Annotated in this window: 13 protein-coding genes; 3 read left to right on the top strand and 10 right to left on the bottom strand. The window is 71.6% G+C overall.

The features are described 5' to 3' along the window. Positions 1-69: 69 nt before the first annotated feature. The 6 genes from ACWCSD_RS08065 to ACWCSD_RS08040 form a co-directional block, all read right to left on the bottom strand. On the bottom strand, positions 70-993 hold the full coding sequence (locus ACWCSD_RS08065) for an ABC transporter ATP-binding protein (protein ID WP_352360871.1): 924 nt from the start codon (positions 991-993) through the stop codon (positions 70-72). Further along, complete coding sequence (locus tag ACWCSD_RS08060; protein WP_449913632.1) at positions 993-1,967, bottom strand: ABC transporter ATP-binding protein; 975 nt, start codon at positions 1,965-1,967, stop codon at positions 993-995. The genes ACWCSD_RS08065 and ACWCSD_RS08060 overlap by 1 nt, the downstream gene beginning before the upstream one ends. Continuing rightward, positions 1,964-2,929 (bottom strand): ABC transporter permease, encoded by a 966-nt coding sequence (locus ACWCSD_RS08055; protein ID WP_358296429.1) that lies wholly within the window; start codon positions 2,927-2,929, stop codon positions 1,964-1,966. The genes ACWCSD_RS08060 and ACWCSD_RS08055 overlap by 4 nt, the downstream gene beginning before the upstream one ends. Continuing rightward, positions 2,926-3,843: an ABC transporter permease gene (locus ACWCSD_RS08050; protein ID WP_449913630.1), complete on the bottom strand. Its 918-nt coding sequence runs from the start codon at positions 3,841-3,843 to the stop codon at positions 2,926-2,928. Before ACWCSD_RS08050 ends, ACWCSD_RS08055 begins: the two co-directional genes overlap by 4 nt. 34 nt (positions 3,844-3,877) lie before the next feature. Next, a complete protein-coding gene (locus ACWCSD_RS08045) occupies positions 3,878-5,515 on the bottom strand; it encodes an ABC transporter substrate-binding protein (RefSeq protein WP_397155728.1) in 1,638 nt (545 codons plus the stop codon). Positions 5,516-5,592: 77 nt separating this feature from the next. Beyond that, complete coding sequence (locus ACWCSD_RS08040) at positions 5,593-8,106, bottom strand: collagenase (protein ID WP_449913628.1); 2,514 nt, start codon at positions 8,104-8,106, stop codon at positions 5,593-5,595. Positions 8,107-8,259: 153 nt separating this feature from the next. Here ACWCSD_RS08040 and ACWCSD_RS08035 point away from each other — a divergent pair, with 153 nt between their 5' ends. Continuing rightward, on the top strand, positions 8,260-9,216 hold the full coding sequence (locus ACWCSD_RS08035) for a LysR family transcriptional regulator (RefSeq protein WP_358296418.1): 957 nt from the start codon (positions 8,260-8,262) through the stop codon (positions 9,214-9,216). Between the two features lie 25 nt (positions 9,217-9,241). Here the strand turns inward: ACWCSD_RS08035 and ACWCSD_RS08030 are convergent, their stop codons facing one another. The 4 genes from ACWCSD_RS08030 to ACWCSD_RS08015 form a co-directional block, all read right to left on the bottom strand. After that, positions 9,242-11,233 (bottom strand): dipeptide ABC transporter ATP-binding protein, encoded by a 1,992-nt coding sequence (locus ACWCSD_RS08030; protein ID WP_397155724.1) that lies wholly within the window; start codon positions 11,231-11,233, stop codon positions 9,242-9,244. Positions 11,234-11,245: 12 nt separating this feature from the next. Continuing rightward, complete coding sequence (locus ACWCSD_RS08025) at positions 11,246-12,151, bottom strand: ABC transporter permease (protein ID WP_358296413.1); 906 nt, start codon at positions 12,149-12,151, stop codon at positions 11,246-11,248. Further along, positions 12,148-13,110: an ABC transporter permease gene (locus ACWCSD_RS08020; RefSeq protein WP_357983673.1), complete on the bottom strand. Its 963-nt coding sequence runs from the start codon at positions 13,108-13,110 to the stop codon at positions 12,148-12,150. Before ACWCSD_RS08020 ends, ACWCSD_RS08025 begins: the two co-directional genes overlap by 4 nt. A 67-nt stretch (positions 13,111-13,177) precedes the next feature. Next, positions 13,178-14,989, bottom strand: coding sequence for a peptide ABC transporter substrate-binding protein (locus ACWCSD_RS08015; protein ID WP_397155720.1), 1,812 nt, complete (start codon positions 14,987-14,989; stop codon positions 13,178-13,180). Between the two features lie 220 nt (positions 14,990-15,209). Here ACWCSD_RS08015 and ACWCSD_RS08010 point away from each other — a divergent pair, with 220 nt between their 5' ends. After that, positions 15,210-16,358: an ROK family transcriptional regulator gene (locus ACWCSD_RS08010; RefSeq protein WP_397155718.1), complete on the top strand. Its 1,149-nt coding sequence runs from the start codon at positions 15,210-15,212 to the stop codon at positions 16,356-16,358. Between the two features lie 18 nt (positions 16,359-16,376). Next, positions 16,377-17,843, top strand: coding sequence for a M81 family metallopeptidase (locus tag ACWCSD_RS08005; RefSeq protein WP_397155716.1), 1,467 nt, complete (start codon positions 16,377-16,379; stop codon positions 17,841-17,843). Positions 17,844-17,920: the final 77 nt, after the last annotated feature.

Raw genomic sequence — 17,920 nt, 5'->3', positions numbered from 1 at the left:
GAGGAAAAGTACTGGCGGCGACGACCGCTCTGGCCGCCGCCGCCTTCCGGGATCCCTACGCGGGCCCGCTCACTCCTCCGGGAAGTGGCAGCTCACCTGCCGTCCCCTGACCGTCGTGAGCGCGGGCGGCTCGGTCCGGCACAACGGCTGCGCCTTCGGGCAGCGGGGATGGAACGTGCAGCCGGGCGGCGGCGCGAGCGGGCTGGGCGGGTCGCCGTGCAGGACGATGCGCTCCCGCGTGGCCTCCACCTCCGGATCGGGCACCGGCACGGCCGACAGCAGCGTGCGCGTGTAGGGGTGGGCGGGATCGGAGTAGACGGTGTCCGACGAGCCGGTCTCCACGATCCGGCCCAGGTACATGACGGCGACCGTCTCGCACATGTGCCGCACCACCGACAGGTCGTGGGCGATGAACAGGTAGCCGAGCCCGAGGTCGGCCCGCAGGTCGGCGAGCAGGTTGACGATCTGGGCCTGGATGGACACGTCCAGCGCCGAGACCGGCTCGTCGCAGACCACCAGACGGGGCCTGGAGGCGAGCGCGCGGGCGATGCCGATCCGCTGCGCCTGGCCGCCGGAGAACTCGTGGGGGTAGCGGTCGGCGTGCTCGGCGTCCAGGCCGACGAGCCGGAGCAGCTCGACCACGCCGTCCCGGTCGACCGTCCGGCGCGGCCCGGCGACGATCTGCCGGACGGTGTGGCGCGGGTTGAGCGACGCGTACGGGTCCTGGAAGATCATCTGGAGCCGGCCGCGCATCGGCAGCAGGGCCCGAGGGCCCAGATGGGTGATGTCGTGGCCGTCGAAGGTGACGGTCCCGCCGGTGGGCTCCAGCAGCCGCACGATCATGCGCCCGGTGGTGGACTTGCCGCAGCCCGACTCCCCGACCAGGCCGAGCGCCTGGCCTTCCGGCACGTCGAAGCTCACGCCGTCCACCGCCCGGACCCGTTGCCCGCGGCGTCCGGAGAAGGTCATCCGCAGGTCGCGCACGGAGAGCATCAGTGGTCGGCTCCTTCCAGGTGGCACGCGACCCGGTGGGGGTCGCCGGTGAGCGGCGGGCGCGTGGTCGCGCAGACGTCCAGAGCGGCCGGGCAGCGCGGGTGGAACCGGCAGCCCGGCGGCGGCGCGAGCAGCGAGGGCGGCGCCCCCGCGATCGCCCGCAGCCGCGCCCGGCCGGGGGCCGCCGCCGTGCCGGTCAGCGCGTCCGGCGGCGGCGCGCCCGGCACCGAGTCCAGCAGGGCCCGCGTGTACGGGTGCAGCGGCCGTTTGAAGATCTCCCTGGCGGGGGCGTGCTCCACGGTCCGGCCGCCGTACATGACCAGGACGTCGTCGGCCATGCGCGCCACCACGCCCAGGTCGTGGGTGATCAGGACGACCGCGAGCCCCCGCTCCCGCTGGATGCGCGCGATCAGGTCGAGGATCTGCGCCTGGACGGTCACGTCGAGCGCCGTCGTCGGCTCGTCGGCGATCAGCACGCCCGGCTCGCAGGCCAGCGCCATCGCGATCATCGCCCGCTGCCGCATGCCGCCCGAGAAGCGGTGCGGATGCTCCCCGGCGCGCCGCCGCGGCTCCGGGATGCCCACCTCGGCCAGCATCTCGACCGCCCGCTCGCGGGCCGCCCGCCGACCGGCCCGGCGGTGCAGCCGGTACGCCTCGGCGATCTGCTCCCCCACGGTGAAGAAGGGATGCAACGACGACAGCGGATCCTGGAAGATCATCGACACCGCGCTGCCGCGCAGCCGGCGCAGCCGTTCGGCCGGGGCCCCGACGAGCTCCTCCCCGTCGAGCTCGATCGACCCGGCGACGGTCGCCCGGCGGTGCAGCCCCAGCAGCGACAGCGCGGTCACGGACTTGCCGGACCCGGACTCGCCGACGACGCCCAGGGTCCGCCCCCGCTCGACGCCGAACGACACGCCGTCCACGATCCGGACGTCGCCGAAGCTCACCGACAGGTCGCGCACGGAAAGGATCACGAGTACCTCACCCTGGGGTCGATGACCGCGTAGACCAGGTCCACCAGCAGGTTGGCCAGCACGATGAAGAAGGCCGCGAGCAGCGTCGTGCCGAGGATCACGGGCTGGTCGGACTTGACGATGCCGTCGTAGGCGAGCCGGCCGACGCCGGGCAGGCCGTACACGGTCTCGGTGATCATCGCGCCGGCCAGCAGGCCGCCCAGGTCCATGCCGAAGACGGTGACGACCGGCGTCATGGCCGCGCGCATGCCGTGCTTGGCGACGACCGTCCGCTCGTGCAGGCCCTTGGCGCGGGCCGTCCTGATGTACGGCTCGGCCATCGTCTCGATCATCTGCGCCCGGGTGAGCCGGGCGTACATGGCGGCGTAGAGCGCGGCCAGCGTGACCCAGGGCAGGATCAGGTTGCCGGCCCAGGCGGCGGGGTCGTCGGTGAGCGGCACGTACGCGGGGTACGGCAGCAGCCCGGTCACCCGTACCGCCAGCAGGAGCAGCACCATCGCCACGAAGTAGACCGGCAGGGACGCGCTGGTCAGCGTGGCGATCATCAGCGTCCGGTCCAGGGCGCTCCCCCGGCGCAGCGCCGACACCACCCCGACCGTGACGCCCACGGCCAGCCACAGCAGGGCCGCGCCGACCGCCAGGGACGCGCTGGCGCCGAGCCGGTCGATCAGCAGGTCCCAGACCGGCAGCGCGTTCTGGTAGGAGAAGCCGAGGCAGGGCACGTGGCAGCCGGGGCGCCCGGCGACGATGCCCGCGACGTAGCCGCCGAACTGCTCCCACAGCGGCCGGTCCAGCCCCATCTGCGCGCGCACCTCGGCGACCCGCTCGGGCGTGCAGGTCTTGCCGCACGCCTGGACCGCCGGGTCGGACGGCAGCACGTAGAAGATCACGAAGGTCACCGCGCAGATCACCAGCAGCACGCCGGCGACCGCGAGGGCCCGTCTGGCCAGGTACGACGTCATTGTGCCGCCCCCTTGGGGTCGATGGCGTCGCGCAGGGCGTCACCGAGCAGGGTGAAGGCGAGCACGGTCAGGAACAGGCAGGTGCCGGGGACGAGCAGGTACATCGGGTCGACCTCGTACCAGAGCATCGCCTCCTGGATCATCTGCCCCCAGGAGGCGGTCGGCGGGCGCACGCCGACGCCGAGGAACGACAGCGCCGCCTCGGTGCCGATGTTGGCGGGCACCGCGAGCGTGGCGTACACGAGAATCGGCGCGGTGATGTTGGGCATGATCTCGCGGAAGACGATGACGCCGTTCAGCGCGCCGCCGACCCGGGCGGCGTCCACGTACTCGCGGTGCTTGACGGAGATCGCCTGCCCCCGGACGATCCGCCCGATGTACGGCCAGCCGAACCCGCCCATCACACACACCAGCAGGACCATCCGGTCGCCGTCCGGCATGACCGAGATGAGGGCGATCATGAAGATCAGGCTCGGGAACGACATGAGCAGGTCCATGGTCCGGCTGATCACCGCGTCCGCCCAGCCGCCGAGGTAGCCGGCCAGCAGCCCGAGCACGGTGCCGAGCAGCACCGACACCAGCGTGGCCAGGGTGGAGACCATCAGCGAGACGCGGGCGCCGTACACGACGCGGCTGAACACGTCGCGGCCGTTGACGGGCTCGACGCCGAGCCAGTGCTCGCCGCTGACGCCGCCCAGCGCCCCCTTGGGCACGCCCGCCAGCTCCTGGTCGATCGCGGAGGGGTCGAAGGCGTCCGGCGGCCAGCCGTTCAGCTTGGTGAGCAGCGGCGCGGCGAGCGCGACCAGCACCAGGACCGTCACCACGACCAGCGCGAAGCGGGCGGCGGCGCCGCCCAGCAGGCGCTTCCTGACCAGCCGGGCGGGCGGGCTCGCCGTGACGACCGTCGCCGTCATGTCCGGCTCCGCCGGTATCCGGGGTAGCCGTTCCTCACTTCTGCCTCACCCCCAGGACGGCGAAGTCGAGCTGCCCGGACCAGACGGGATGGCCCACCGCGCCGGAGACGTCCTTGCCGACCAGGATCGGCTTGCGGTCCCACGCGTACGGCACCGCCGGCGAGGACTGCATGACCTGCCGGTCGAGGTCGACCCAGGCGGCTTCGGCGGCCTTCGGATCGCTCATGGCCTGGATCTCGTCGATGCGCTTCTGCACCGCCTCGTCGCGGAACTGCCAGACGTTGCCGGAGTTGCCCTTCTCGACGATCGTGCGCCCGTCGAACAGCAGCGGCAGGAACGTCGCCCCGGACGGGTAGTCGGGGCACCAGCCGTAGGTGAACAGGTCGGGCGTCTTGGCGGTGTCGCCGACGGTGTCGTAGTAGACGGAGGGATCGACGGGCGTGAGCACGACCTCGACGCCCGCCCGCTTCAGCGACGCCTGCACGGCCTCGCCGAGCGCCTTGTCGCCGGTCGAGATCGTCATCCGCACGTTCAGCGTCTTCCCGCCCAGCAGGGCCTTGGCCTTCTCGACGTCCCCGGTCGGCGGAAGGTGGAACACGTCCTGCGGCGTGCCGCCCGACAGGGCCGGCGGCAGGTAGGAGGTGGCGATCGAGGTCATGGCCGGGCCGCCGGCGGCGGTCTGGAGCGCCTGCTTGTCCAGGGCGAAGTGCACCGCCTGCCGGGCCTTCACGTCGTCGAAGGGCGGCTTGGAGGTGTTGAAGCCGATCATGTCGGTGCATCCCGACATGGCGTTGACCAGCCGGGACTTCACGTCCGGCCGGGGCAGGATCTTGGCCAGGCTGGCGGCGCTGACGTCGGTGTAGGCGATCGAGGTGGCATCCTCGCCCCTGCTCTCGATGAGCCGGTCGTCGATCACGCCCTGCCGCAGTCCTTGCTTGACCACGATGCGGTCGGGCGCGGCCTTGCGCACCGGGTCGGTGGCCGCCGACCAGTGCGGGTTGCGCACCAGGACCATCTCCTTGCCCCGGTCGTAGCGCTCGATCTTGTACGGCCCGGAGGAGAAGGGCCGGTTGTCGTACTGCGCGCCGGTCTCCTTCGCGGCCGGCACCGGCGCGAACGTCGGCAGCGTCACCGTCGAGGAGAACTCGGCGACCGGCCGCTTGAGTCGGAAGACGATGGTCCGGTCGTCGGGGGTCTCGATCGAGTCCAGGTGCCGGCCCTTCAGCGGGCCCTTGTAGCCGTCGGCGCCGGCCAGGTAGAGCTGGGCGTAGTTGGGGCCGCCGGGCAGTTCGGGGGCGAAGGAACGCTCCACGTTGTACTTGATGTCCTTCGCGGTGACGGGGGTGCCGTCCTCGTACTTGACGCCGTCCTTGAGGGTGAAGGTCCACACCTTGCCGCCCTCGGAGGCGGTGCCCAGGTCGGTGGCCAGATCCGGGACGATCTCGTGGCTGCCCGCCTTGAAGGTGGTGAGGGTGCGGTAGAGCAGCCGGATGCCGAAGTCCATCTGGGGCATCGTCCAGTTGCGGGCCGGGTCCAGGTGGGAGAAGTCCTGGTTGGACAGGATCGTCAGGGTCCCGCCCCCGGCCGCCGTCGCCGGGGTGGCGGCCTTGCCGCCGCCGCAGGCCGCCACGCCGAGCAGGAGCCCCGCGGTCAGCACGTTACGGAGAGTCACGGATCACTCCAGTGAGGTGAGAGGGCCCGGGCCGGGACCGGCGGGAGAGGGTTCGCCGGCCCCGGCGCCCGGGCGGTCTAGTACTCGGTCTTGACGCTCGCGCCCGAGAAGGTCTGCGCGGCGTGGAGGCTGATGTAGTTGTAGCCGGCGGGCGGGTTGTTGATCACCAGGGTCTCGGCGTTGCCCGACGCGGTGGAGCGCTGGGTGTAGGCCGAGGTGGTGGCCCAGGTGGCGGCGTTGTAGTAGAGGTCGGCGTTCCCGGTGCCGCCGGAGGCGGTGATGGTCAGCCTGGCCGTCCCGGCGGGCAGGTAGATGTAGAGGTAGGCGTAGTTGCCCTGGGTGGCCGACAGGTTGCTGCGCTTGCAGTTCTTGTCGAGCTTGCGGGTGTCGGAGGCGGTGCACTCCGGCGTCGAGCCGCCGCCGGTCGTCACCGTGACCTGCTTCGACGTCGTCGCGGTGGCGCCGCCGTCGTCGGTGACGGTCAGCGTGACGGTGTACGTGCCCTGCGCCGCGTAGGCGTGCGACGGGTTGGCCGCGGTGGAGGTGGCGCCGTCGCCGAAGTCCCAGCGGCGGGCGGCGATGGTGCCGTCGGAGTCGGTGGAGGTGTCGGTGAAGGCGGCCGTCAGCCCGCTGGCCGTGGAGGTGAAGTTCGCGGTGGGCGCCTGGTTGCCGGTGCCGCCCCCGGAGCACGCCCCGGCCGCGCAGGCGGCGAGCCAGGTGTACCAGTCGGAGTCGTAGCGGCTGCCGAGCGTGCCGGTCAGGAACGACCTGGCGGTGCTCCACGCGCCGGTCCGGTACGAGCCGAGCAGCGTCGCGACGTCGGCCGGGTGCTTGTCGAACATGTAGCGGACGGCCAGGTAGCCCCACCGGTAGATGCGGGTGGTGTCATGGTCGTAGGTGGTGTTCCACAGCGTGCTCAGCGCGTACGTGCGCTTGCCCGCCTCGGTGATCGCCGCGTCGTAGACGACCTTGCGGTAGGAGTAGGAGACGTACTCGGCGAAGCCCTCGATCCACCAGATGGTCGGCGTGCTCACCCCGGCGTTGAAGTCGCCGTACATGTCGAACCGGCCGTCGAGGTAGTGGGTGTACTCGTGGTTGAGGTTCCAGATCTGGAAGTCGGGGCGCAGCCACTCGGCCTCGTAGGCGATGAACCTGGGCTGGTTGCCCGCGGCGGCGGGGTCGCCCTCCAGGTACATGCCGCCGTTGTTGGTGTCGATGCCGAACATCGCGCCGGCGTAGGTCTGGTAGTCGGTGCTGGAGTCGAAGACCACCACTTCCAGCGTGGTGTTGTTGTCGCTCGCGACCGGGCCGTTGTCCTTGACCAGGTTGTGGAAGAAGGCGTCCTGGTTGGCCAGGCTGGCGCAGGTGGCGGCGAGCTGGCTTGAGGTGACCTCCTGGGCCCGGATCCTGATGCTGGCGCTGCAGGTGTGGGTGATCGGCAGCACGGCGGCCGTCAGGCGGGCGGCCAGGTCGCAGGTGCCGTAGTAGGAGCAGTTGGCCTTGTCGTAGGAGTCGGTCATCTCGGCCACGCCCACCCACAGCGGCGCGGTGGCGCCGGTCATGGCGCTGCGGCCGAGCAGGTTCTTGGCCAGCGGCCGGACGACGGCCTGCAACGTCGTGTGCTGCAGGAAGCGGCCCAGCTCGCGGCCGGCGTTGGAGACGAGGTAGGAGCGGTCGGTGCCGAGCATGTTCAGGTGGTTCGCGGCGAAGGCGTTCAGGGAGTCCAGGACGCTGCGGTCGGCCTGCACGGCGCTGACGAACGCGGGCACCTGGTGGCCGCGGAACAGCACGGTGTAGACGTTGTTGACCGCGTTGAGCATCCACCACGACGCGTCGTAGGAGCTGTTGTAGCCGTCGAGCAGGCGCTTGACCACGTACAGGTAGCGGTCGTTCTGCTCGGCGCTGTCGATGAGGGTGACGGCCTCGCTCAGCACCTCGCCGTTGGCGTCGCTGACGGTCGAGGACCGGGAGTTGCCGAAGAAGGCGTCCAGGCCGGACCGGATCGCGGTGGTGAGCGCCTGGCCGTACGAGCCGACGTCGCCGGAGTTGTACCAGTGGACGTAGTAGCCGGCCCGCAGGTAGAGGACGAGCTGGGCGGTGCTTGTGGTGTTGTCGCCCGGGTAGTTCGCCGAGTTGTCGCGCAGGGCGTAGGCGACGGTCGTCATCTGCGCCTCGCGGAAGGCGTTGTAGGCGTCCGTGCCGGTCAGGTTGAACAGGGTGTTGACGCAGTCGGTGGCGCTGGCCTTGATCTGCTGGACCAGGGCGCTGCCGGTGCGGCTGGTGAAGTCGGAGACGTTGCAGGCGGCGGCCGCGGCGACGCTCTTGCGCGCCGACGGTCTGGCGTGCTCCGGCCGGGTGGCGGGTTCGTCGTAGTCGCGGCGGAGGGCGTCCTTGGCCGCGGGCTGGGGCGCCCGGTCACGGGTGTCGAGCCGGGACTTGGCGACGTGCGGGGCGTCGTCGGCCGGGACCGCGAGGCGGGCGGCCGGGGGCGGTTCGGCCGCCGCGCTCGCCGGTGTCGCGGCGAACGGCGGGAGTAGGGCTAATGCGGCCAGGGGGACGATCATCCGCCAGCCGTGCAGGACCTTGCGCACAAGAACCTCCGGGGGGTATCCGCATGGATGCGAGGTCGGGTACGAGTGTGCGGTCCGTCCGGAGGGCGTGGTCATACGACGCCGCATAAGTGTTGCCTATGGGCGTTCCCAATCCGTCGCCAAGAGCCATCACATGTCACATAATCCTGAGCTATGGACCTGGATCTCCGGCATCTCCGAATGGTCTGTACGATCGCCGAGGCCGGCAGCGTGACCAAAGCGGCCGCACGCCTCGGGCTGTCCCAACCGGCGATCACCACCCAGCTCCGCAGGATCGAGGAGATGGTGGGCGGTGAGCTGTTCACCCGCAGCCGGAACGGCGTCGAACCCACCCAGCTCGGACGTCAGGTCATCGCCCGCGCCCGGATCGTCCTGTCGGAGATCGACTCGCTCTTCGGCGACCTGCACGACGCGAACCCGGCCGTCACCGGGCTGCGGCTCGGGTGCAGCCACCTGGCGTGCGTGGCCAGCGTGGTGGACCGGGTCGGCGAGGCGTTACCCGGCCGGTCGATCTCCCTGCGCATCGAGCCGTCCAGCGTGCAGCTCGCCGACGCGCTCACCCACGGCCAGCTCGACGCCGCGCTCATGGGCATGATCGAGGGGTTCGACGTCCCCCTCACGCCGCCGGTCGTCACCCGCACGCTGGTGCCCAGGTATCCCATCTTCGTGGCCATGGCCGCCGGGCACCCGCTGGCCGAGCAGCCCGAGGTGCACCTGTCCGACCTCAGGAACGAGCGCTGGATCAGCCCGCCCGGCGCCGACGACGGCTCGCTCGCCGCCCTGCGCGCCTCCTGCCGGGCCGCCGGCTTCGAGCCGGACGTGCGCTACGACGCCCCCAGCGGCGCCGGCCGCCCGCTGGTCGCCGCCGGGCTGGGCGTGCGCCTGGTGGACCCGACCTGGCCGGTGCCCGAGGGCACCGCCGTACGGCCGCTGGCAGGCGAGCCGCAGGTCGGGCACCTGGTCATGGCCTGGCGCAGGGACCTGATCGGCGCGGACGCGGCGGCGGCCATCTACCGCGGGCTCGCCGCCGCCTTCGAGGACCACATCGACGACAACCCCCTCTTCCGCCGGTGGTGGGACGAGCACCCGGGCGCCCATCCCCTCCGCTGACGGCCCCGATCTGCGCGCGTGGGCCTCACTCCGCCGTGCGCAGCGGGAAGTGGCAGGCCACCTGGTGCTCGCCGCCCGCCAGCGGCGGCTCGGTCTCGCAGATCTCCTGGGCGAGCGGGCAGCGCGTCCTGAACCGGCAGCCCGAGGGCGGGTTCTGCGCGCTGGGCAGCTCGCCCTTGATGGCGACGCTCGTGTGCGGCGCCACGCCCGGCTCGGCCGAGGGCACGGCCTCGATCAGCGCCTGCGTGTACGGGTGCCGGGCCTTCCTGACGACGTCGCGGGCCGGCCCGACCTCGACGAGCTTGCCCAGGTACATGACGCCGATCCGGTCCGACATGTAGTCCACGACGGACAGGTCGTGGCTGATGAACACGTACGACAGGCCCAGCTCGCGCTGGAGGTCGCGCATGAGGTTGAGCACCTGGGCCTGGATGGAGACGTCGAGCGCGCTGACCGGCTCGTCGCACACGATCAGCCGCGGCTCCAGGGCCAGCGACCTGGCCAGCCCGATGCGCTGGAGCTGACCGCCGGAGAACTCGTGCGGGTAGCGGTCGAGCACCCGTCGCGGCAGACCCACCTGGTCCAGCAGGGTGCCGATGCGGGAGCGGCGGCCGGCCCGGTCGCCGGCCTGCTGGATCTCCAGGGGCTCGGCCAGGATGGAGTCGATGCGCATGCGCGGGTTCATCGCCGCGTAGCTGTCCTGGAACATGAGCTGGACCCGCCGGTGCATGGCGCGGCGGGCGCGCCGGTCGAGCGTGGCGATGTCGGCGCCGTCCACCACGATCTGGCCGGAGGTGGGCTCCTCCAGGCCGACGATCAGCCGGCCCACGGTCGACTTGCCGCAGCCCGACTCGCCCACGAGCCCGAACGTCTCGCCGGGGCGCACGTCGAAGCCGACCCCCGCGACGGCGCTGACCTGCGGCGCCTTGCGGCCCAGCGAGCCCGTGCCGTCGTAGTTCTTGACCAGGTCGCGGACGGACAGGATCGGCGCGGCCCCGGCCTGCGGCCCGGCCCGGTCGGGCCGCGGCCCGGCGGCCTCGGCGCGCGCCCGCGGCTGGAGCACCGGGTGCAGGCAGGCGTGCTGGTGCTCGCCGCCGGACAGGGTCACGTCGGTGGTGCGGCACTCCTCGGTCGCGAAGCGGCAGCGGGGGGCGAACCGGCAGCCGGTCATCGGCCGGGACAGGTCCGGCGGCAGGCCGGGGATGCTGTAGAGCGCGCCGTCGTCGTGCTCGGCCGCGCCGGGCAGCGACTCCATGAGGGCCTCGGTGTAGCGGTGGCGCGGCTGCCGGAACAGCTCGGCGGTGGTCGCGGCCTCCACCACGCGGCCGGCGTACATGACGGCGACCCGGTCGGCGCGGCTGGCGATCACGCCCAGGTCGTGGGTGACCAGGATGACCGCCATCTGGAACTCCTCGCGCAGGTCGTCGATGAGTTCCAGGATCTGGCGCTGGGTGGTGACGTCGAGGGCGGTGGTCGGCTCGTCGGCGATGAGCAGCCGGGGCGAGCAGACCAGGGCCATGGCGATGACCACGCGCTGGCGCATGCCGCCGGAGAGCTGGTGGGGGTAGGCGTCGGCGATCTTGTCGGGACGCGGCATGCCGACCCGGCGCAGGATCTCCACGGCCCGCTCGCGCGCCTCGGCCTTGCCGACGCCCTGGTGCACCCGGAGCGGCTCGGCGACCTGGGCGCCGATGCGCATGGTGGGGTTGAGCGAGGTGAGCGGGTCCTGGAACACCATGCCCATCTCGACGCCGCGGATCCTGCGCATCTCGGCGGGCGGCAGGGACAGCAGGTCGCGGCCCTCGAACAGGATCTCGCCGCCGACGACGCGGCCGCCGGACGGCAGCAGGCCCATGATCGACAGGGCGGTCATGGTCTTGCCGCTGCCCGACTCGCCGACGATGCCGAGCGTCTCGCCCTGCCGCACCTCCAGGTTGACGTGGTCGAGGGCGTGCACGACGCCCTGACGCAGCGGGATGTCGGTGCTGACGTCGCGCAGGCGCAGCAAAGGGCTCATGTTCCGTTCCTCCTAGCGCCGCCGGAGGCGGACCTCGAAGACGTCCCTCAGCCCGTCGCCGATGAAGTTGAAGGCGAGGACGATGAGGATGATGGCGATCCCGGGCGGGTACAGCAGCCACCAGTAGCCGCTGTAGGTGTTGGCGAGGCCGTCGGAGAGCATCCCGCCCCAGTTCGCCGCGGGCGGCGGCACGCCGAGGCCGAGGAAGGACAGGTAGGCGACGTACAGGATGGCGTCGGCGACCTGGAAGGTGGCGTTGACGATCACGGTGCCGATGGCGTTGGGGATGATGTGCCGCCGTACGGCCCGGCCGCCGGTGCCGCCCATCGACCGCATGGCCTGCACGTACTCGCGCGAGCGCAGGGTCAGCGCCTCGCCGCGGACCAGCCGGGCCGGGCCCAGCCAGGCGAAGGCGCCGATGATGAGGATGAGCATCGGCACGGTCGGCGTGACGATGGTCGCCATCAGCATGAACAGGAACAGCGAGGGGATCGACATCATCGCGTCGACCACCCGCATCATGGCCGCGTCCACCCAGCCGCTGGTGAAGCCGGCGATGGCGCCCCAGATCGTGCCCACGACCGTGGCCAGCACGCCGGCGGCCAGCCCGACGACGATGGACGTCTGCCCGCCGAGCAGCAGGCGGCCGAGCTGGTCGTAGCCGACGCCGTCGGTGCCCAGCGGGTGGCCCGGGGTGCCGGGGGCCAGGTAGACCGACGCGAGGTCGGTGTGCACCTGGTCGGTCCGGTAGAACAGCGGGCCGAGGAAGCACAGGCCGCCCAGCACGATGAAGATGATCAGGCCCAGCAGGGCCAGGCGGTTCTCGGCGAACACGGTCAGCGCCTGACGCCACTGGCCGCGTACGGGCGCCTCTTCGGCGGGGACCGGCGTGCCGGTCGCCTCGGCGGACGCGGTCATGAGCGGGCCGCCGTCCTGAGCCGGACGCGCGGATCGACGGCGGCGTACAGCAGGTCGGCGAGCAGGGCGCCGAGCACGGTCGCGATCGCGATGATCAGCGTGACGCCGAACAGGATCGGGAAGTCCCGCTTCAGCGCCGCCTGCCAGAACAGCTGGCCCATGCCGGGGTAGTTGAACAGGGCCTCGACGACCAGGGCGCCGCTGAACAGCGCGGGCAGGTACATCCCGAGCAGGGTGATGACCGGGAACAGGCCGTTGCGCAGCGTGTGCCGGGCGACGACGCGCGCCTCCGACAGGCCCTTGCTGCGGGCGGTGCGCACGTAGTTCTCGTTGAGGTTGTCGACCATCGAGGAGCGCACGTACCGCGAGTAGACGGCGACGGTCACGATGGCGAGCGTGACGGTGGGCAGGACGAGCCCGGCCGGATCGGCCAGCACCTCACCGAGGGTGAACCCCTGCGAGGCCTCCGGCGGCAGGATCGGCCAGACCTGCGAGAAGAGAATGATCATCATGAGACCCATGAAGAAGATCGGCGTGGCGTAGGCCAGCAGCGACAGGGTGGTGATCGTGTAGTCGGGCCACCGGTTGCGCCGCATCGCCTGGACGACGCCGAGCGGGATGGCGACGACGACGGCCAGCATCGTCGAGAACAACGACAACACCATGGTCTTGGGCAGCCGCTGGCCGATGGCCTCGGCCACCGACTGGTTGAGCTGGAAGGAGTAGCCGAGGTCGCCGCGCAGGAGGCGGCCGATGAACATGACGTACTGCTGGATCCAGGGGCGGTCGTAGCCCATTTCGTGGTCGAACGCCGCCAGCTGGGCCAGCGTCGCGTCCTTGCCCAGGGTGGCCCGCGCCGCGCCGCCCGGCAGGAGATGCAGGATGACGAACGTGATCATCGTGACCAGCACGACGATGATCAGGGCCTGGCCCAAGCGGGTGATCAGATACCGGGCCACGCGGGGCCCCTCCTTGTTCCAGGGACCCCGGCGACCCCCGCACGGGCCGCCGGAGTCGGGGACGGTCTCAGCTCTTCCAGGACCAGTCCTGGAAGAACATGTTGTTCATCGGGTCCTGCGTGACGCCCTGGAGCCCGGAGCGGTACGCCGAGATCTGGTAGACGGGGTTCGGCATCCACAACACCGGCAGGTCCTGGGCCAGCCGGTCGTTGTACGCCTTGAGCGTCGCCTCGTCGTCGGCGAACTGGGTGGCCTCGATGAGCTTGTCGGCCTCGGGGTCGCTGTAGCTGCCCAGGTTGACCGGCGCGTCGGTGGCGAACAGCCGCTCGCCGCTGGGGAAGGCCGGGTAGTACCAGCTGCCCTGCGAGCCGAAGAACGACATGTCCCACGAGCAGTTGGAGTCCGACGGCTTGCACGCCGGGGTGACCGCGACCGAGTCCGGCACTTCCTTGATGGTGAGCTGGATGCCCAGCTTCGACATCTGCGACTTGATCTCGGCGAACATCTTGGTCGTCGCGGCGAAGCCGGTCTGGCTGGTGACGGTGAAGGCCAGCTTCGCGCCGGACTTGACGCCCTCGCCGCACTGGTCGGCGCCGCTGCCCGGCTTCTGGCAGGTCGTCTGCCCGTCGGGGGTCACCTGCCAGCCGTGGCTCTCCAGGAGCTGCTTGGCCTTGGCCGGGTCGAAGGGGTAGGCGCAGCCTTCGCTGGAGCCGTTCGTGCCGGGCTTGGCCGGGACGGGCCCACAGGTCGGGGCCGCCATGCCGGACCAGATGGCCTTGCTGATGGTCGGCTGGTCGATGAGCGACTGCAGGGCCTGGCGCAGGTAGAGCTGCTTGAACAGGGGGCCGGAGTCGGGGTTGTTGAAGTTGAGCTGGAGGTAGGTGATGGACCAGCCGTACCAGGGGGCGATCTGGTAGCCCTTCGACTCCAGGTACTTCTGCTGCGACAGGTTGGCCGGCGGCACGTAGCCGTAGTCGATCTGGCCGGCGCGCAGCACGTTGAACTCGGCGTCGTCGCTGGTGAAGGGGCGCAGCGTGACCGACTTGAGCTTCGGCTTGTCGCTGCCGGAGTAGTTCGCGCGGGCGGTGAGGACGACCTCGCCGTTCGGCACGTACTTCTCCAGCTTCCACGGGCCGCTGTTGACCTGCCACAGCTCGTTGGTCGCGTACGTCTTGGGGTCCTTCGACGCGGCGGTGAGGAAGTCGAAGACCTTCTTGGCGCCCTCGGGGGTGGTGTCGAGGTCGCTCACCTTGCCGGTGGCCGAGTCCTTGTCCCAGACGTGCTGGGGCAGCGGCACGATGCGGTTGAGCTGGTTGCCGACGAACCACCCGGTGTTGTACGTCTTCGTGGTCGTCAGGGAGAAGGTCTTGTCGTCCTTCACCTTGAACTCGGCGATGTTGTCCGGGAAGCCGCCCTCCCGGTAGGACGCCCACTTGTCCTTGTTCGCGGTGACGAGATTCCACCAGAACTGGATGTCACGGGTGGTGACGGGCTTGCCGTCGGACCACGTGTTGTCCTTCAGCGTGATCGTCAGCGTCTTGCCGCCGTCGCTCACCTCGGGCGGTTCGGCCATCGAGCGCCCGGGGTCGATGTTGTACTTCGCCGAGCCGTCCAGCAGGTACTCGTACAGGTGACGGTACTGGGCGGAGCCGAAGATGACGTTCTCGCCCTGGGTGAAGCCGGGTGCCGAGATCGGCAGGATCCAGTTCGGGGTCCTGAGGGCGACGGTCACGCCGTCCTTGCTCTGGCCCCCGCTCTGGGCGGCCTTCTGCGCGCCGCCGGCGGACCCGCTGCACGCGGTCAGCGCCAGCCCGAGGGCCAGCACGCCCGCCAGGGCGCCGGTGCCGCGGAGCCCGCGCCGGTGGAATCTGCTCCCCATGGGATCTCCTCGGTTGACGTCGCACGGCGCCCTGCGCTTACCGGGGGGCCTGGTGCGTTCGATGCGGAGAATGTATAGATGGTCCCGCATGAAGTCAACGGAACTAATTCGCTTTGTTCGCTGACTTCTTTCGGTTTAGAGTCGAAGTCGCCGGTGCCTCATGATGGGGCTCTGTTGCGACGACGGGCCTGCCGGGGAACCGGCCTGAAAGAGGAGCGGCATGCCGGAGCCATCGAGTCCCGCCAACCTGCGTGAGCAGGCGCTCAGCCTCTTGGCCAGCGGTGCGGCGACGTCGCGCGCCGATCTGGTGGAGACCCTCCAGGTGGCTCCGTCCACGGTCTCCAGCGTGGTCCGGCGGCTGCTGGAGGAGGGCGCCATCCTGGAGGAGGGCGTCGGCCGCTCCACCGGCGGGCGACGGCCGCGGATCCTGCGGCTGCGCGACGTCCCGGGCGCCTTCGCGGTGTCCGAGCTGGGCGCCCAGCACGCGCGCGTGGGGCTGTGCGCGCCCGACGGCCGGCTGCTGGCCGTACGGGAGATCGCCACCGACATAGCGGAAGGGCCCGGCCAGGTCTTCGACGCCATCTGGCGGGCGTACGAGCAGCTCAGCACGGCCAATGCCCCCGGCCAGACGTTGCTCGGCATCGGCCTCGCGCTGCCCGGCCCGGTCGAGTACCCGCACGGCCGGCTGATCGGCCCGGCCCGGATGCCCGGCTGGAACGGCTTCGACGCCCAGGCCCACCTGAGGGAGCGCTTCGGCGTGCCCGCGGTCGTCGACAACGACGCCAAGGCCGCCGCCATCGGCGAGTACGTCAGCCGGGGCCGCGACCCCGGCGACATGATCTACGTCAAGGCCGGCACCGGCATCGGCGGCTGCCTGGTCAGCGGCGGCCAGATCTACCGCGGCGGCCGCGGCCTCAGCGGCGACGTCACCCACGTGCGGGTGGCCGACAGCGGCGAGCGCGAGTGCTCCTGCGGCAGCCGCGGCTGCCTGGAGACGGTGGCCAGCGGCGCCGCCCTGGTCCGCCAGCTCAAGGACCGCGGCCTGCGGGTCAGCACGCCGCGCGACGTCGTCGCCGCCACCGTCGACGCCGAGCCGTCCGTCGTGACCCTGGTGCGCCACGCCGGCGAACTGCTCGGGGTCGCCCTGTCCGGCCTGGTCAACTTCCTCAACCCCGACGCCGTCGTCATCGGCGGCGCGCTGTCCAGCCTCGACGTCTACGTGGCCGCCGCCCGGAGCATGCTCTACAAGCGCTGCCTGCCGTCCATGACCCAGTCACTGTCCATCGAGGCCAGCGCCGCCGGCCCGGACGCCGCCCTGATCGGCCTCGGGCACCTCGTGCGCGCCTCGGCCGACGTCCGTCCCTCCTAGGCAAGGAGTCCCCCGCCCGTGTCCCGTCCCCTCCGCGTCGCCGTCGGCGGCGTGCACATCGAGTCCAGCACCTTCTCCCCGCACCTGAGCACCGCCGCCGACTTCGAGGTCACCCGCGGTGACGCCCTGCTGGCGCGGTACGGCTGGCTCGCCGAGCCGTGGGCGGCCGACGTCGAGTGGATCCCGCTCGTGCACGCCCGCGCCCTGCCCGGCGGGGCCGTGGCCAGGGAGACCTACGACGCCTGGGCCGCCGAGATCGCCGCCGGGCTGGCCTCCGCGGGCCCGGTGGACGGCGTCCTGCTCGACATCCACGGCGCGATGAGCGTGGTCGGGCTGGAGGACGCCGAAGGCGACCTGATCACGGTGGTCCGCTCGGTGACCGGCGGTCAGCCGTTCGTCTCGGCGGCCATGGACCTGCACGGCAACGTCTCCCACCGGTTCTTCGCCGGCTGCGACCTGCTCACCTGCTACCGCACCGCGCCGCACGTCGACGTCTGGGAGACCCGCGAGCGCGCCGCGCGCAACCTGGTGACGGCCCTGCGCCGCGGGCAGCGTCCGCACAAGGCCCTCGTGCACGTGCCGATCCTGCTGCCCGGCGAGATGACCAGCACGCGCGTCGAGCCGGCCAAGGGCCTCTACGCCCGCGTCCCCGAGATCGAGGCCAGGGACGGCGTCATCGACGCGGCCATCTGGATCGGCTTCGCCTGGGCCGACGAGCCCCGCTGCCGCGGCGCTGTGGTCGCCACCGGCACCGACGCCGCCGCCACCGCCGCGGCCGCCCGCGAGCTGGGCGAGCAGTTCTGGGCGGCGCGCGACGCCTTCACCTTCGTCGCGCCCACCGGTTCCATGGACGAATGCCTCGACCAGGCGCTGACCGCGGTCAAGGACCCGGCCCGGCGCCCGTTCTTCATCAGCGACTCGGGCGACAACCCCGGCGCGGGCGGCGCCGACGACGTCACCTTCGCCCTCGAACGCATGCTGGCCCGTCCCGAGATCGCCGGCGGCTCGGTCCGCGCGGTGTACGCCTCGCTGGTCGATCCGGAGGCCGTGGCCCAGGTCGCCGGCCTCGCGCCGGGCTCGCCGGTCAGCCTGCGCGTCGGCGGCCGGATCGACGCCCGCGAGCCGGGGCCGCTGCCGATCGAGGGCGTGCTGGAGGCGGTCGCCGACGACCCCGACGGCGGGTTGTGCGTCAGCGTGCGGGTGGGCGGTCTGAGCGTGTTCGTCACCTCCCGGCGCATGCAGTACCGCGAGCTGGCCTCCTACGCCCGGCTGGGCGTCCAGGTGGACGACGTCGACCTGGTGACGGTCAAGATCGGCTATCTGGAGCCCGAGTTGTTCGACGCGGCCGGCGACTGGCTGCTCGCGCTCACGCCGGGCGGGGTCGACCAGGACCTGCAGCGCCTGCCGTACGAGCGCCTGGCCCGCCCGGTCTTCCCCCTCGACCGCGACTTCGACGCCGACCTCACCGTGATCACCGGCTCATAGACGCCCTGACGGCCCCCTCCGGCACCCGACCTGGCAGGGCTTGGAGGGGGCTCCCAGTCGGCTCCAAGCCAGGAACA

The organism is Nonomuraea sp. NPDC001684 (genome assembly GCF_053596515.1).
The sequence above is the reverse complement of the archived record's forward strand: the minus strand, read 5'-3'. Positions and strand labels throughout refer to the sequence as shown.

Coding starts and splice junctions, on each gene's coding strand:
- ACWCSD_RS08065 (WP_352360871.1), bottom strand. CDS start 993: ATGCTCTCCGTGCGCGACCTGCGGATGACCTTCTCCGGACGCCGCGGG.
- ACWCSD_RS08055 (WP_358296429.1), bottom strand. CDS start 2,929: ATGACGTCGTACCTGGCCAGACGGGCCCTCGCGGTCGCCGGCGTGCTG.
- ACWCSD_RS08050 (WP_449913630.1), bottom strand. CDS start 3,843: ATGACGGCGACGGTCGTCACGGCGAGCCCGCCCGCCCGGCTGGTCAGG.
- ACWCSD_RS08035 (WP_358296418.1), top strand. CDS start 8,260: ATGGACCTGGATCTCCGGCATCTCCGAATGGTCTGTACGATCGCCGAG.
- ACWCSD_RS08030 (WP_397155724.1), bottom strand. CDS start 11,233: ATGAGCCCTTTGCTGCGCCTGCGCGACGTCAGCACCGACATCCCGCTG.
- ACWCSD_RS08025 (WP_358296413.1), bottom strand. CDS start 12,151: ATGACCGCGTCCGCCGAGGCGACCGGCACGCCGGTCCCCGCCGAAGAG.
- ACWCSD_RS08015 (WP_397155720.1), bottom strand. CDS start 14,989: ATGGGGAGCAGATTCCACCGGCGCGGGCTCCGCGGCACCGGCGCCCTG.
- ACWCSD_RS08010 (WP_397155718.1), top strand. CDS start 15,210: ATGCCGGAGCCATCGAGTCCCGCCAACCTGCGTGAGCAGGCGCTCAGC.